The organism is Alistipes finegoldii DSM 17242 (assembly GCF_000265365.1).
Lineage (GTDB): Bacteria > Bacteroidota > Bacteroidia > Bacteroidales > Rikenellaceae > Alistipes > Alistipes finegoldii.
The window spans coordinates 347149-363358 of record NC_018011.1 but is presented as its reverse complement, the minus strand read 5'-3'; the positions used below and the strand labels follow the sequence as shown (position 1 = coordinate 363358).

General features: G+C 61.3%; 11 protein-coding genes. 10 read left to right on the top strand and 1 reads right to left on the bottom strand.

Features of this window, described 5'->3' with window-relative positions:
- Window positions 1-102: 102 nt before the first annotated feature.
- Window positions 103-2967 (bottom strand): putative LPS assembly protein LptD, encoded by a 2865-nt coding sequence (locus ALFI_RS01665; protein WP_014774523.1) that lies wholly within the window; start codon window positions 2965-2967, stop codon window positions 103-105.
- A gap of 140 nt (window positions 2968-3107) precedes the next feature.
- On the opposite strand from ALFI_RS01665, the gene ALFI_RS01660 reads away from it, so the two are divergent.
- From ALFI_RS01660 to mutL, 10 genes are all read left to right on the top strand, one after another.
- On the top strand, window positions 3108-4397 hold the full coding sequence (locus ALFI_RS01660; protein ID WP_014774522.1) for an N-acetylmuramoyl-L-alanine amidase: 1290 nt from the start codon (window positions 3108-3110) through the stop codon (window positions 4395-4397).
- Window positions 4398-4410: 13 nt separating this feature from the next.
- A complete protein-coding gene (locus ALFI_RS01655) occupies window positions 4411-5412 on the top strand; it encodes an MlaD family protein (protein WP_014774521.1) in 1002 nt (333 codons plus the stop codon).
- A gap of 21 nt (window positions 5413-5433) precedes the next feature.
- A complete protein-coding gene (locus ALFI_RS01650) occupies window positions 5434-7923 on the top strand; it encodes an endonuclease MutS2 (protein WP_014774520.1) in 2490 nt (829 codons plus the stop codon).
- An 82-nt stretch (window positions 7924-8005) separates the two neighbouring features.
- Entirely contained in the window at window positions 8006-10384 is a 2379-nt protein-coding gene (alr, locus tag ALFI_RS01645) for an alanine racemase (RefSeq protein WP_014774519.1), read from the top strand.
- A gap of 4 nt (window positions 10385-10388) precedes the next feature.
- Window positions 10389-10898 (top strand): hypothetical protein, encoded by a 510-nt coding sequence (locus tag ALFI_RS01640; RefSeq protein WP_009598641.1) that lies wholly within the window; start codon window positions 10389-10391, stop codon window positions 10896-10898.
- On the top strand, window positions 10877-11587 hold the full coding sequence (locus ALFI_RS01635) for an SAM-dependent methyltransferase (protein WP_009598638.1): 711 nt from the start codon (window positions 10877-10879) through the stop codon (window positions 11585-11587). Before ALFI_RS01640 ends, ALFI_RS01635 begins: the two co-directional genes overlap by 22 nt.
- A 66-nt stretch (window positions 11588-11653) precedes the next feature.
- The gene (locus ALFI_RS01630) at window positions 11654-12253 is read left to right on the top strand and encodes a nucleotide exchange factor GrpE (RefSeq protein ID WP_014774518.1); all 600 of its coding nucleotides are present in this window, start codon (window positions 11654-11656) and stop codon (window positions 12251-12253) included.
- Window positions 12254-12257: 4 nt separating this feature from the next.
- The gene (gene dnaJ, locus ALFI_RS01625; protein ID WP_014774517.1) at window positions 12258-13424 is read left to right on the top strand and encodes a molecular chaperone DnaJ; all 1167 of its coding nucleotides are present in this window, start codon (window positions 12258-12260) and stop codon (window positions 13422-13424) included.
- Between the two features lie 207 nt (window positions 13425-13631).
- Window positions 13632-14081, top strand: a complete 450-nt coding sequence (locus tag ALFI_RS01620) for a hypothetical protein (RefSeq protein ID WP_014774516.1) — start codon at window positions 13632-13634, stop codon at window positions 14079-14081.
- On the top strand, window positions 14082-16121 hold the full coding sequence (gene mutL / locus ALFI_RS01615; protein WP_014774515.1) for a DNA mismatch repair endonuclease MutL: 2040 nt from the start codon (window positions 14082-14084) through the stop codon (window positions 16119-16121). It abuts the gene before it with no gap.
- Window positions 16122-16210 lie beyond the last annotated feature (89 nt).

The window sequence follows — 16210 nt, the reverse complement described above, 5'->3', positions numbered from 1 at the left end:
CGCAGGGGCAGTCCCGATTGTGCGGACACCCTATTATATATGGAAACGCCCTGCCTCGGCAGGGCGTTTCCATTTTCCGGACGGGCGGCGGCTTTTGTACGTTTAGTACATATTGTCGTACATACTCTGACTCTTGTCGTATTTGAGGTCGGAGAGCGACGCCGCCTTGACGCCGATGTTGAAACTCCAGCTGCGGTGGTAGCCGAACGGAATCCATGAAAAGGACATCTGCCAGCAGTGCAGGTCGCGCGAAATGGAGACCGACGAGGTCGTCAGCTTGTTTTGCTTGATGTCGTAACCGCCTTGGAACGTGACGCCCGTCTTCGGCGTCAGATTGACGCTGCCGTTGAAGCCGATCGTCTGCGTAATGTTCTTTTTATAGCCTTTGGGCGGATAATTTCCCCGCGATATGGAGTAGTTGACCGTGTAGTTGAAACCGAAGTTCCACGGCAGCGAGAAGTCGTAATAGGTTTGGGCCATGTACTGCCTTCGCAGTACGGGGTCCATGTTGCCGTAGGGGTCGTAGAACGGGTTCATGTATTCGGGCGGAATGCTCGTGATGTCGTTGATGGCGCGTTCCGTACGGTCCTGACGCGATTTGAAGGTGTAGCCGAACGACCAGCCCGTCGATTCGATACGTCCCGGAAGGAAGAGCTTGTCGTACAGTTTTCCGTCGGGGGTCAGCTTGTAGAGGTTGAGCGTCGCCGAGAGGTTGATGCCGAAGTTGCCGAACAGCGTGGTGCGGAACGAGATGGGGATGGTCGAGAGTCCCATCGAGTCGGCCAGAAAGTTATACGAACCGCTGAGCCGCAGCTCGTCGATCAGTTTGATCTTCTTGACGCCTGAGGTGTCGCGCTTGCTCAGCACCTTCATTTCGAGGTTCTGCGACAGCGAGAAGTTCATCGACATCGAACGTCCCGAACTGGGGACGCCGTAGGCATTGACCGAATAGGGCGAATAGGGGCGGAACGTACCGGTCGAATCGGACTGGTAGTTGCTCTGATAGCCGTATTTGGGATCGCCGAAGTCCGGGGCGTACGAGAATCCGATCGACGGCGTGATCGTATGGCGGATTGCCTGAATCTTGCGGTCGCGGCGTTTTTTGGTGAAGTCGTACATGCCGTACACGGTCGTCGATGTCGAGACGCTGAAGTTGTAGTTGTATAGACGGTAGAAGCCGTACTGTGCCGGCAGCGTGTCGACGCTGTTGGTGACGGGATTCCATTCCAGCTCGACCTTTTTGAAATACCACTTCTCGTTGTAGTTGGCCGACGGCGAGATGTTGATGTAGTTGAAGAGGTTGAACGACGCCGAAACCGGGATGTTGTGTTCGATGCCGTTCTTCATGTTGTCGAGCGTCTCCTTCGAGAATATTTTGTCCTCGGTGGTGCTCACCGAGTTGGTCATTTTACCCGTGTACTGCATCGAAATCTTCTCGTACCAGCGGTCCTTGCCGGTTTTCTCCTTGCGTTTGAAGGGGTAGAAGCGCGAGACGTTGAAGACCAGCGTGGGCAGGGTTACCGAAATGGTCTTGTTCTGCGAGTTCTGCGAAATGGACATGTTCGCCGAGAGCGAGAACGGTGTGCCGGCCCAGTTCTTCGAATAGGCGATCGACGAGTTGGTCTGCGTGGCGAGAATGTCGTTGAGGTTGGTCGCCGAATACTTGCTGTAACCGCTGGTGGCGAAGTTCACCGACGCCGAGAAGGTCGAACCGGGGTTGGCCTTGGGGTCCTGCGAATGGGTCCACTGGATGCGGAAGTTGCTCTGCTTGATATAGTCGGGTTCGCCTTTCTCTCCCGTCTTGATGTTCGAGTACTGCATGTTGAAACTGCCGCTGTACTTGTAGCGCTTGATGTAGCGCGATGCGGCCGACGCCTCCCACGAACCGAGCGTGTAGATACCGCCGCGGACGGCCAGATCGGCGTAATCGCCCAGCGTGAAGTAGTAGCCCAGATCGCGCAGGAAGAATCCCTTGGTGTACTCTTCGCCGTAGGTGGGCATCAGCAGACCCGACTTGGGACCCGAACTGATCGGGAAGAAGCCTTCGGGAATGCCCAGAAAATAGATCGGCACGTCCTCCATGACCAGATAGGCCGGCCCCGTGACGACCTTCTTGCCCGGAATGACCTTGGCCTTGGTCATCGCCAGATAGAAGTGCGGATGGTCCGTTTCGTCGCAGGTCGTATATTTTCCGTTCTCGATGTTGATCGTGTTGTCGGGCATCTTCTTGACGCTGCCGCCCACCAGCCAGCCGTCGCCCTGCTGTGTCGCCACGCCCTTGATCTTGGCCTTCTTCGATTCGAGGTTGTAGGTGATCGTGTCCATCTTGTAGGGGGCTTCGCCGCCGTCGGAGAATTCGGGTTTGGTGACGATGGCCTTGCCTTCGAGCGAGTCGGGTTTGCCGTATGCGTGGATCAGCTTGGAGTTCATGTCGATCTGCATGTAGTCGGCCTTGAGGTTGCTGTTCTGATAGGTGACGTCGCCTTCGTTGTAGATGTAGACCATCTTGTTGCGGACGTCGTACACCAGCGAGTCCTTGTTCTTGCCCGAAATCGGATCGTCGAGGAAGGCGCCGGGCTTGCGCGGCCGCTTGACCGAGTCGCGGGCCACGGTGTCGGCCTGCCTGCCGGCCAGCGAGTCGGCCCGGCGGGCGATGAGCGAATCGACCTGTGAACTGAACATCGAGTCGCGCTCCTCCTGCGACATGGCTTCGAATTCGGCGTGGCGGCGGGCTTTCTCGCGGGCGGCCCGTGCCTGCGCGCGACGTTCGCTGCGTGTGCGGGCGGCTTCGGGAACTTCGGCCGCGGCTTCCGGAAGGGTATATGCCGGAATGGAATCGTGGGTGCGGGTGCTGTCCGGGGCGGCTGCGGCGAACACGCTCCGGGGTGCGGACGCGCCGAACACCAGCTGGGCGAAGAGCAGGATCAGCGCCGCCGAAAACAGATATTTTACCCTAAGTTTATCCAAAATTCCAATAATTTTTCGTACCTTTGCCGACATGTCGGCAAAAACGCCTGAATCAGGTCTCCGGCGACCTCCCGCGGGGTTTTCAGGCGCGACAAAGATAGGTAAAAAATTACAGAAAGCTTACACTTGATCTCTTAAATATGCGCACACGACTGTTCCTGTTATTCGCATTTGCGGCCGTAACCGTTCTTACGAACGCGGCATCGGCCGGGAATATTGCGCACGGAGTCGAAGTTGTGGTGATCGACCCCGGTCACGGCGGCAACGATCCCGGTGCGCACTACGGCGGAACCAGCGAAAAGGACCTGACGCTGAAGGTGGCTCTCAAGCTCGGCAAAATGATCGAGGAGGGCATGCCCGGCGTGAAGGTGGTCTATACGCGCAAGACGGACAAGGCGCTGGGACCCGACAAGGCGAAAGACCTGCAGGCGCGCGCCGACATCGCCAACAAGGCCGGCGGCGACCTCTTCATTTCGATCCATGTCAATGCGGCCAAGTCCACGGCCGCGCGCGGCGTCGAGACGCTGATCATGGGCGAAAGCCCCAAGGAGCAGCGTTACAACGAAAACGCGCTGTTCGAGAACAACCGCGAGGACCTGATCGACATGTCCGACGAACGTACGGCGGCCATCGTGCGGGCCTATATCCAGAACCTGCAGTTCACCTACGGCGAATACAGCATGGCCATCGCGCGCTGCATTCAGAACAACTACCTGAAGGCGGGCCGCCATTCGCGGGGCATCAAACCCCAGCTGCTGCGCGTGCTCTATGCGACCGACATGCCGGGCGTGCTGACCGAGATCGGATTCCTCTCCAATTCGCAGGAGGCTGCCTACATGAAGTCGGAGAAGGGCCAGACCGAGATCGCCCGTTCGATTTACGAGGGCGTGAAGAACTATTCGGCCTATGTGCTCGAAACGCGCAACGCCGAAGAGGAGGCCGCTGCGGCGCCTAAGCCGGAGCAGAAACCGGAGCAAGTGGTCGTCGGCAAGGAGCCTGTGCGCGGGGCCGGCGGAAAGGCGGGGGCGAAGGACTCCGCCGCCAAATCCGAATCCGTGACTGCGCCGGCAGAGCGGGAGACGTCCGAAACGCAGACGCCGAAAACGGAGACTCCCAAGGCCGGCGCCCCGAAGCGTGAGACGCCGAAAGCCGAAACCCCGAAGCAGCCGGCTCCGAAACAGGACGCGCAGCCGCTGCGCTATACCGTGCAGGTGCTGGCCAGCCCCCAGACCGTGCCGGCTTCGTCCGCGCGGTTCAAGAGCTACCGCGGCAAGGTGAAACAATATACGGCCGACGGCAAATACCGTTATAAGTATTGCGTCGGCGAATACGAGACCCGCGCTGCGGCGCAGAAACAACTGGCGGCGGTGCGCAAGGTCTTCCCCGACGCCTTTGTGGTGAGCTGCCGGGGAACTCGGATCGTGAAATAAAAACATACGAGATATGAAAAGGGAAGTTAAGATCGGAATTTTCGCCGTGGCGATGATCGGCGTCGCATGGGCGGGTATTCGCTTTCTGAAAGGATTCGATATTTTCAGCCGCAATGTCGAATATTATGCGGCTTACGACCAGATCAACGGCGTGCAGAACGCTTCGCCGATCATGATGAAGGGCGTCAAGATCGGTTCGGTGACGGGTCTGTCGTTCGACCCCGCCCGCAGCGACAAAGTCGTGCTGCGGTTCACCATCAAGCGCGAATACCGCATTCCGACCGATTCGGAAGCCAAGATTTTCAGCAACGGGCTGATGGGCGCCAAGGCGATCGAAATAACCTACGGCAGGGCCGACACCTACCTGCACAAGGGGGATACGCTGCGGGCGAGCCGCGACCGCGACCTGATGGACATGGCCGGTTCGGAGCTGGATTTCTTCAAGCAGAAAGTCTCGCAGCTCACCGGCGATCTGTCGCGTGCGCTCGACAACCTCAACAGGCTGATGGAGGACAACGCCGGCAATATCGCCGGGACGCTCGGCAACCTCAACTCCGTGACGGGCGACATGGCGCAGATACTTTCCGCCGAGAAAAACAACCTGAAAAGCGCGCTGGAGAACCTTTCGAAGTTCTCCGACATGCTCGGCGACAACGCCCAGCGCGTGGACAGCATCATCGGCAATGTAGACCGGGTCGTCGCGCAGTTCTCCGAAGAGGAGTTCGCCGTCAAACTTTCGCAGACTGTCGGGCATCTCGACGATCTGGTGGCCCGCATCGCGCAGGGCGAGGGCACGGTGGGCAAGCTGATGAACGATCCCGAACTTTACGATTCGCTCAACCGGGCCAGCGAGAATCTCTCCGCACTGCTGGCCGACGTCAAACAGTATCCGGGCCGTTACGTCCATCTTTCGCTCTTCGGGCGCAACCCTGAGAAGATGAAGGAGCGGGCCGACCGGAAGGCCGCGAAGGCCGCCGAGAAAGCCGAGCGCGATTCGCTCAGGCGGCTGCGGTAGCCCTCTACCCGACATAGCACCATGATTTATCCTGCAAACTTCGAGCAGAAGATCGGCTTCGACCGGCTTCGTGAACAGGTTGCGGCGCGCTGTACCATGCGTGCCGCCTGTGCGCGGCTGGCCGGCGAGACCTTTTCGACCTCGGCGCGCGAGATCGCCCGGCGGCTGACGCTTGCCGACGAGATGCGTCTGCTGCTCGATATGGAACACGAATTTCCCGGCGGGGAGTATCCCGACGTCGATCATATCGTCGCCAAGTTGCGCGTCGAAGGCTCATTCCTCGACGTCGAGGAAGTGGTGACGCTGCATCGTGCGCTGACGGTCGTCGGCGGCATCGTCGCGTTCATTCTCAACCGCGAAGAACAATATCCGGCGCTTCACGCCCGCAGCCGCGGCGTCGCGGCCTTTCCCGAAATCGTGCAGCGGATCGACGCCATCGTCGATCGTTTCGGCAACGTGAAGGACAACGCTTCGCCCGGTCTGCTGGAGATCCGGCGCGCCGTCCGCGAACGCGAGGGACAGGCCGCCAAACGTCTGCAGGCCGTGCTGTCGGCCGCCAAGAACGCCGGCATCGTCGATGCCGACGCCCAGATTTCGATCCGCGAAGGCAAAGCCGTGATTCCGGTCGCCGCGGCCAACAAGCGCAAACTGCAGGGCTTCATCCACGACGAGTCGGCTACCGGACGCACGTTCTACGTCGAGCCGGTCGAGGTGGTGGAGATCAACAACGAACTGCGCGAACTGGAATACGCTGAGCGGCGCGAGATTGTCCGCATCCTCTCGGAGTTCACCGATTCGGTGCGTCCCGATGCGGAGCTGATCGCCGATTCGGGCGATTACCTCGCCGAGATCGACATGCTGCGCGCCAAAGGGCGCTGGGCCTCGGAGAACGGCTGCGTGAAGCCGATCGTCTCGACCGACGACCGGCTGATGCTGAAAAACGCCCGCCATCCCTTGCTGCAGCAGACGCTCCGGGCGCAGGGCCGCGAGGTCGTGCCGCTCGACATGCAGCTGGACCGTCGCAAGCATATCCTCGTCATTTCGGGGCCCAACGCGGGCGGCAAGTCGGTCTGCCTGAAAACCACGGGCATCGTGCAGTATATGTTCCAGTGCGGATTCCTCGTGCCGGCGTCGGAAGTCTCCGAACTGCCCGTGTTCCGGTCGATCTTCATCGACATCGGCGACGAGCAGTCGATCGACGACGATCTTTCGACCTACTCGTCGCACCTGCTCAACATGAAGAACATGCTGGCCGGAGCCTCCTCCGCGACGCTGGTGCTGATCGACGAATTCGGGTCGGGTACCGAGCCGGTCATCGGCGGCGCCATCGCCGAAGCCATCCTCGAACGCCTGCTGGCCAAGGGGTGCTACGGTGTTATCACGACCCATTACGCCAATATCAAGTATTATGCGTCGAACACCGAAGGCATCGCCAACGGCGCCATGATGTTCGACGTGCAGCATATCCGGCCGCTGTTCCGGCTCGAAACGGGCAAGCCCGGCAGTTCGTTCGCCGTGGAGATCGCCCGCAAGATCGGCCTGCCGGAAGAGATTATCCGCATTGCGGGCGAGAAGGCCGGCAGCGACCATATCAACATCGAAAAGCAGCTGCGCGAAATCGCCCGTGACAAACATTACTGGGAACAGAAACGCGACCGCATCCGCCTGACGGACCGCAAGGTCGAAGAGCTGGAGCAGACTTACGCCGAGCAGTTGGCGAAGATCAAATCCGAGCGGCAGGAGATTCTGAAAAAGGCCAAGCAGGAGGCCCAGCGGTTGATCGCCGACGCCAACAAGCAGATCGAGAATACGATCAGGACCATCCGCGAAGCGCAGGCCGAAAAAGAGCTGACGCGGCTGGCGCGCCGCGAGCTGGACGACTTCCGCGATGCGGTCGAGCAGGCCGATACGGCCGAGAAGGACGCGCAGGTGGCCCGTGAGATCGAGCGCATCGAACGCCGCCGCCAGCGGCGCATCGAGCGCAAAACCCAGCGCGGCGAAGCGCAGGCGGCCGCCGCCCCCGAACCGCCCAAACCCCGCGAGGTCGAAACCGGTTCCAAGGTCCGCATGGCCGGGCAGGATATGGTCGGCGTGGTGCAGTCGGTCAAGGGGAAGAAAGTGCAGGTCGCCTTCGGTCAGATACTTACTACGGTAGACAAGAAACTGCTGACCGTGGTGTCGAACAGCGAGTTCCGCGAAGCGACGCGCCCGCAGACGGCCCGTACGGTGGTCTCGGTCGATATTTCGGCCCGCAAACTCAATTTCAGGGACCATATCGACGTGCGGGGCATGCGCGCCGCCGAAGCGCTGGACGCCGTGCAGGATTTCGTCGATGACGCCTTGATGGTGGGCGTGGGGTCGGTTTCGATTCTCCACGGCAAGGGTACGGGGGCCTTGAAAGAGGAGATCCGCCGCTATCTGCGCACGGTTCCTGAGGTCGAAAGCGCCAAGGACGAGCATGCCGACCGCGGCGGGGCGGGCATTACGATCGTGACTTTTAAGATGGACTGACGATTTTTCGCGGCGTTCCGGCCGAATGCGGGGCAGATGCCTACAGACCGCAGGGCGGACGGAACGGAAAAATGATAAGAGGATGAATTACAGACTTTCACGTATTGCCGCCATTTGCGGCGGAAAGTTTTCGGGCTGCGATTCCGAGGTGCGGTCGGTCGTTACCGACAGCCGGTCGCTTTCGTGCGAGCTGGGGTGTCGCCCGATGTTCGTCGCCATGCGCGGCGCGAACCACGATTCGCATGATTTCATCGCCGACATGCAGAGCCGGGGCGTGCGTGCGTTCCTCGTCGAGCGGGGCGTCGAAGCCTCCTCGTGCACCGGGGAGTGCGGTTTCGTGCAGGTGGACAACGCCATCGAAGCCCTTCAGCGGCTGGCGGCCTATCACCGGGCGCAGTTCCGGGGTACGGTGGTCGGCATCACCGGCTCGAACGGCAAGACCGTCATCAAGGAGTGGATCGCCGAGGAGCTGCCCGAAGGCATGAAATATTACCGTTCGCCGAAGAGTTACAATTCGCAGCTGGGCGTACCGCTTTCGGTGCTGATGCTGGAGGGCGACGAGGAGCTGGCGATTTTCGAAGCGGGCATCTCGAAGCCCGGCGAGATGGAGCGGCTCGAACGCATCATCCGCCCCGACGCGGTGATCTTCACTTCGATCGGCGACGCCCATCAGGAGAATTTCATCAATCTGGAACAGAAATGCGACGAGAAGATGATTCTCGCCCGCAGCGCTTCCAAAATCATCTACCACAGCTATTACGAGCCGCTGGGCCGTATGGTCGCGGCGCATTTCGCCGACCGCCGTCCCGTCGATGCCGCCTCATATCCCGAAGTGCCCGAATCGGTCATAGGCAACGCCGCTTCGCGCCGCAACGCCCAGATCGTCGAGGCGTTCTGCGATGCGATGCGCTATCCCGCCCCTTCGTTCGCCGGGGCTCCTTCGGTGGCGATGCGTCTCGAAGTGAAGGAGGGCATCAACGACTCGATACTTATCAACGACGCCTACAACCTCGACCTCAATTCGCTGGCGCTGGCGCTGGACTACCTGCACAGCGTGGCGCTGAACCGCCGCCGTACGCTCGTGCTGTCGGACATTTCGCAGAGCGGTCTCTCGGACGACGAGCTTTACAGCCGCGTGGCGGGCATGGTCGCACGCGCCGGAATCGACTTCCTGATCGGTATCGGTCCCCGCCTGAAACGCTATGCCGCGCTGTTCGCCTGCGACAAGGAGTTCTTTACGGCTACCGACGAATGCGTCGCGCGCATCAACCGCGACGCCGTGGCCGGGCGTGCGATCCTGCTGAAAGGCGCACGCGATTTCCGTTTCGAAAAACTGGTGCACCTGCTCTCCCGCAAAAGCCATACGACGGTGCTGGAGGTCGATCTCGACGCCATGATCCATAATCTCAACTATTTCCGGTCGAAGCTGAGCTTCGGGACCCGGCTCGTGGCGATGGTCAAGGCCGGTTCGTACGGCGCGGGCGATTTCGAAGTCGCGCAGATGCTCCAGCATCAGGGCGTGGACTATCTCGCTGTGGCGTTCGCCGACGAGGGCGTACTGCTGCGCGAGCGGGGGATTTCGATGCCGATCGTGGTGCTCAACGCCGACGCCGACAGCTTCGACGTGATGATCGCCAACCGGCTCGAACCCGAAATCTACAGTTTCCACTCGCTCGGCGCTTTCGCCGATGCCGTGACGCACGCGGGCGAGAGCCGTTATCCGATTCACGTCAAGCTGGATACGGGCATGCACCGGCTGGGGTTCGTGGAGCAGGAGATCGCGCAGTTGTGCGCGACGCTCGCCGCGACGCCGCAGGTCAAGGCGGCTTCGGTCTTCTCGCACCTCAACTGCGCCGACATGCCCGAAGAGGATGCCTATACGCGGGCGCAGATCGCCCTCTACGACCGCATGAGCGCGCAGCTCGCCGCCTCGCTGCCTTATCCGGTCATCCGCCATACGGCCAATTCGGCCGCCATCGAGCGCTTCCCCGAAGCGCAGTTCGACATGTGCCGTCTGGGGCTGGGGCTTTACGGCTTCGGGTTCCGGCACAACGACGCCCTGCGTCCCGTCTCGACGCTCAAAACCCGCATCGTGCAGATCAAACGCCTGCCTGCGGGCGATGCGGTGGGGTATGGCCGCGCCGGAAAGCTCACGCGGCCGACCACCACGGCCACGATACCGATCGGCTATGCCGACGGGCTGGACCGGCATCTGGGCTGCGGCCGCTGGTCGGTGCTCGTGGCCGGACAGCCTGCGCCGATCATCGGCCGGGTCTGCATGGACAGCTGCATGATCGACATTACGGACATTCCCGGCGTGAAGGAGGGCGACGAAGTGTCGGTCTTCTCGCCCGTGCCGGGCAACGACCTCGAAACGATGGCCCGTGTGCTCGATACGATCTCGTATGAAATCATGACCTCGGTTTCGGGACGTGTGAAACGCATCTATCTCAAGGAATAACGGGATGAAGTGCTACGACTGCGGCGGCCTGATCGCGCCCGGAGCGGACAAATGTCCCGCCTGCAACTGTCCGGCGGAGAGGATGCAGGCCGTGAAGTGTCTCGAAACCCGCCTGCTGACGGCCCGCGTCGAAGCGGAGTCGGCCCTCGACCAGCTGGGCCGGGCGAAGGTCGCGATGCTCTGCGCCGCGTTTTTCGCGCTTGTCGGCGGCGTGGTCGTGCTGGTGCATGCCGGGGGCGACGCGACGATGCGGGCCGTCGGGATTTTCATGGCTGCGCTGGCATGCGTCTACGCGGCACTGGCCTTTCTTGTCCGGAAAGCTCCGCTGACGCTTTCGATCGCGGGATTTCTGCTCAGCTGGCTCTGTCTCGGCGGGTTGCCCGGTCTGGTGATCGTCGGGGCCATGGCGCTGAGTCTCTGGTTCGCCGTGCAGTATGTCCGCATTGCGAACCGTGTCGGATTGTTGGAACGAAAAATCGCTGAACTGAAAAAATGTACGGAACACTCTATCTGATCCCGTGTCCGATCTCGGACGAAACGGCGCCGTGGGACGTGCTGCCCGCAGCAAACCGCGCCGTTATGGATTCGCTCGACTATTTTATCGTCGAGAATACCCGCACGGCGCGGCGGTTTCTGTCGAAAGCGGGCGCGGCGCGCCCGATCGACACGCTCTGCTTCCGCGAACTGAACGAACATACCGTCGCCGGGCGTGAGGTCGAAGAGCTGGTGAAACCGCTCGTCGAGGGGCGTTCGGCGGGCGTGATTTCCGAAGCGGGCGTGCCGGGCGTCGCCGATCCGGGGGCGCTGGTGGTCGAAGCCTGCCACCGCCGCGGAATCCGTGTCGTGCCGCTCGTCGGACCTTCGTCGATCGTCATGGCGGTCATGGCGTCGGGGCTCAACGGACAGTCGTTCGCCTTCAACGGCTACCTGCCCGTCAAACCGCCCGAACGGGTGCAGGCGATCCGCCGTTTCGAACGCCGCGCGCACGCCGAAGGCCAGTCCCAGCTCTTCATCGAGGCCCCGTACCGCAACGTCAAGCTGATGGAGCAGCTGTTGCAGACCCTTGCGCCCGAAACGCGGCTGACGGTGGCCATGGACATCACGGCTCCCGGCGAATTCATCCGCACGCTCCGCGTCCGCGAATGGCGTGCCGCCGAACTGCCCGCGATGAACAAACGCCCTGCTATTTTCATCATCGGATAGGCCCTTCCGGAGGTTGGTATACAATTTGATCGACTATAAGACGGAAAATCTGAAAAACAACTATATATGAAAAAGGAAAAAGCTTATAATGAAGCCATTAACGGCGACGAAGGGTTCGAGCCGGGCGACGGTTATCCCTCGTGCGACGGCGAACCCTGTGCCAATGTGTCAGACGAGCCGCAGGACGGGACTGACACAATGGCAGACGCGACCGACAGCGGCGCCGCACCCGATTTAGCGGCGGCAGTCGCCGAATGGCAGGATAAATACATCCGTCTGCAGGCCGAGTTCGACAACTACCGCAAGCGTACGCTCAAGGAGAAGATGGATCTGGTGCAGACCGGAGGCCGCGACGTCTTGCTGGCGATGCTTCCTGTGCGCGACGACGTGCAGCGGGCGGTCGATGCCATGCAGAAAAGCGACGATATCGAAGCGCTGCGCGCCGGCGTGAACCTGATATCGCAGAAATTTACCGAAACCCTGCGTCAGAAGGGCGTGACCGAGATCGACGTCAAGGGCCGGGAGTTCGACGCCGACCTATGCGAGGCCGTGGCCAAGTTCGCCGCCGGAGAGGATATGCAGGGCAAGGTCGTAGACGTCGTCCAGACCGGCTACATGCTGGGCGACAAGGTGCTGCGTTTTGCAAAAGTCGTTGTAGGAGAGTGAGAAGATGGCTGAAAAGAGGGATTACTACGAAGTGCTGGGCGTCCAGAAGAACGCTAACGCCGACGAAATAAAGAAGGCCTACCGCAAGGCTGCCATTCAGTATCACCCGGACAAGAATCCGGGCGACAAGCAGGCCGAGGAGAAATTCAAGGAGGCAGCAGAAGCCTACGACGTGTTGTCGAACCCCGACAAGCGTGCCCGTTACGACCAGTTCGGCCATGCCGGCATGAGCGGCGCGGCAGGCGGCGGAGGCGGTTTCGGCGGCTTCAGCGGCGGAGGCTTCTCGATGGAGGATATTTTCTCACAGTTCGGCGATATTTTCGGCGGACATTTCGGCGGGGGCGGGTTCCGTTCGTCGTCGTCCGGCGGCCGGCGCGTGAACCGCGGCTCCGATATCCGCATCAAGGTCAGGCTGACGCTGGCCGAGATCGCCAACGGCGTCACCAAGAAGCTCAAGATCAACAAGACCGTCGCCTGCGACAAGTGCGGCGGCACGGGAGCCAAGGACGCCGATTCCTATTCGACCTGCTCGACGTGTAACGGCACGGGCCATGTGACGCGCGTCGAAAACACCTTTTTCGGCCGCATGCAGACCCAGAGTGTGTGCCCGACCTGCGGCGGTACGGGCAAGGTCATCACTTCGCCCTGCGACAAGTGCAAGGGCGAAGGCACCGTCCGCGGTTCGGAGGTCGTGGAGATCAAGATTCCGGCCGGCGTGGGCGAGGGCATGATGCTCACCGTCACGGGCAAGGGCAACGCCGCGCGCCACGGCGGCGTCAACGGCGACTTGCAAGTGCTGATCGAAGAGGAGCCGCATCCCGAACTGATGCGCGACGGCAACGACCTGATTCACAACCTCAATATCACCGTGACGCTGGCTCTGCTGGGCGGTACGGTCGAGGTGCCGACGGTAGACGGCCGCGCCAAGATCAAGATCGCTCCGGGAACGCATGCCGGCAAGGTGCTGCGTCTGGGCGGCAAGGGTTTGCCCGACGTGAACGGTTACGGCCGCGGCGACGAGCTGGTCGTGGTGGACATCACCATTCCGTCGAAACTCAATGCCGAGGAGAAGCGGCTGGTCGAGGAGTTGTCCCGGCAGCCCGGTTTCCAGAAAGCCGACTCGGTCAAAAACCAGAATATTTTCGAGCGGATGAAGAGTTTCTTCCGTTAGGAAACGATACGGTTTCGTCTCTACGGCGGAGTGCTGAATACCCCTGCGGGTTCCGGCATTCCGCCGTATTGGCAGATCGGGAGCCGCCCCGGCCGCAACCCGCTTCCCGCGCGCGGCGGACGCATGCGTCCGTGCCGGAAAAAGGAATTCGGGGCAATAAAATTGCGGAAGAATTCGTATCTTTACAAAAAAATAGGAGGACATGCCATGTTAGGTTTCACCCCGTTCAAGAAGCACGCGAACAAGTTCAACTACATACCGCGTTATTACGATCCCGAAAAGGAGGCGCGCGAACAGCGCCGCGCCGAGCTTCGGGGCGAAAGAGCCGAAGACGCCGGCGGTGAATACCGCCCCGGACAATATATCCGCACCCAGCGCGATGCGCGCGCCGCACGCCGTTCCAAGGAGGAGAAGACGGGCCGCGACCGCATTTGGAAGATGGTCGTAGGCGCGGTTCTGGTGCTGCTTTTCATCTATATTCTCTATCCGAGGCTCGCCGACGTTTTCCTGCGGGCGCGGACCTCGGCCCCGGCGCAGACCGAAGCGGTGGGTGCCGAAGAGACGGTGCGGCGCAACGGGCTTGATCAGTCGGGCATTTCCGACGTCGAGTGGCAGGAGCAGCCTATCACGGTGGTACCCAACGATTATCAGGAGTAGATGGCAGATAAGATCAGATTATTACCGGAGGTCGTAGCCAATCAGATCGCGGCGGGCGAGGTCGTCAACCGTCCCGCCTCGGTGGTCAAGGAGATGATGGAGAATGCGATCGACGCAGGCGCACGCACCGTAAAGGTCAATTTCCGCGACGGCGGCAAGGACCTGATTCAGATCGTGGACGACGGCTGCGGCATGTCGCCCATCGACGCGCGCATGGCTTTCGACCGCCACGCCACGAGCAAGATAACCTCCGTGGACGATATTTACGCACTCAATACTTTCGGCTTCCGCGGCGAAGCGCTGGCTTCGATCGCCGCCGTGGCGCAGGTCGAACTGCGGACGCGGCAGGAGGGCGACGAAGTCGGCACGCAGACCGAGATCAACGGCGGCCAGTTCGCCGGACAGACCCCGGTGATGTGTCCCGTGGGGTCGCAGTTTTTCGTGCGCAACCTTTTCTACAACGTGCCTGCCCGCCGCCGTTTTCTGGACAAGAGCACCACGTCGGCGGCGCAGATCAAGTCGGAATTCCAGCGTGTGGCGTTGTGCAATCCGCAGATCGCCTTCGAGCTATACGCCAACGACGCCTCGGTCTATACGCTGGGTGCGGCGTCGCTCGCCGGACGTATCGTCGATGTGGTGGGACGCCATATCAAGCAGAATCTGCTGGAGGTCGAGGCCGACACTTCGATCGCCCGCATCGAAGGCTACATCGGCCGTCCCGCCGCCGCCAAACGGCGCAACGGCGAACAGTACCTCTTCGTAAACGGCCGCTATTTCAAGAGTTCGTACCTCACGAGCGCCATCATGAAGGCGTACGAGAAGCTGATTCCCGAAAGCAGTTCGCCGTCGTATTTCCTCTACCTGACGATCGACCCGTCGCGCATCGACGTCAATGTCCACCCGCAGAAAACCGAGGTGAAATTCGCCGACGAGGAGGCCGTGTGGCAGATCGTGAACGCCGCCGTGCGCGAAACGCTCGCCAAGACGGGCGCCGTGCCGCTGATGGATTTCGACCGCGAAGGCATCGTCGAGATTCCGGTGCTGACCAAAGGGGCGGTCTACAGCGAGCCGCGGGCCATGTCCAACAGCGAATACAATCCTTTCCGCGAAGAGTACATCGACCCGTCGGCGCCCGATCCGAACGTCGATTTCGCCGGATTCGACGTGCCGTTCAGCGACAACGGCCAAACTCTCTCCGACAATGCCGGCGCGGGCTTCGCTCCGCGCGGCGGAGGACGCGGTTCGGGTGTCGCTTTGCCGGGCGGCCTGCGCAGCGCCGGGGGCGGGGGATTTCCTGCGGCCGGCAGCGGCGCCGACGAATTTTCGATTCCCTCTGCGGCGGACGACGCCTTCGAGGATTTCGTGTCGGGCGGGGGCTTCGAAGTGACTTCGGAGAGCGGTTTCGATGCCAGCGAGCTGGAATTCATCCCCTCCGAAGCGACGGTCGAGCAACAGCGTCTCGACGTTGACGGGCGGCCCGAATTTACCGATCCGCTGCCGCTCGGAGGCGGCTATGTCGCCGCCCTGCTGGGCGGACGGTTCGTGGTGGTGGACGTGCGCCGCGCCCGTGAACGGATACTTTACGAAGACTACCTGAAGATGCTCGGCAGCGGTTCGTCGGTGAGTCAGCAGCTGCTGTTTCCCGAACGGCTGGTGCTTTCGGACAGCGAATACGCCCTGCTCGAAGAGAATGCCGTCGAATTCGCATCGCTGGGCTTCGATCTCGATTTTCAGGGCGACTGCGCCGTCGAGGTGAAGGGCACGCCGGCCGACATGCCTGCCGACTCGGTGGACCAGCTGCTTTACGAACTGCTGCAGGCCTTCTCGACGCCCGTGTCGCTGGCCGACGTGCGGCGCGAGAAGATCGCCGCCGTGATGGCGCGCGGAGCCGCGAAGCAGACTGCGCGCCTCATGTCGCGCGACGAAGCCGCCGCACTGCTCGCGCGGCTGGCCGCTTCGGGCAATTTCAGCTTTTCGCCATCGGGCAAAGCCATAACCGCCGAGATAACCGTCGAAGATATCCGGGCCAAGTTGGGATAATCCGGCGGAAAAACGTACATTTGCATAAATTTTCGGCGCCCTGATCCGGCCGGCTCCATGCGGCTTGTTTCCGGGGCGGAAAATTGAAA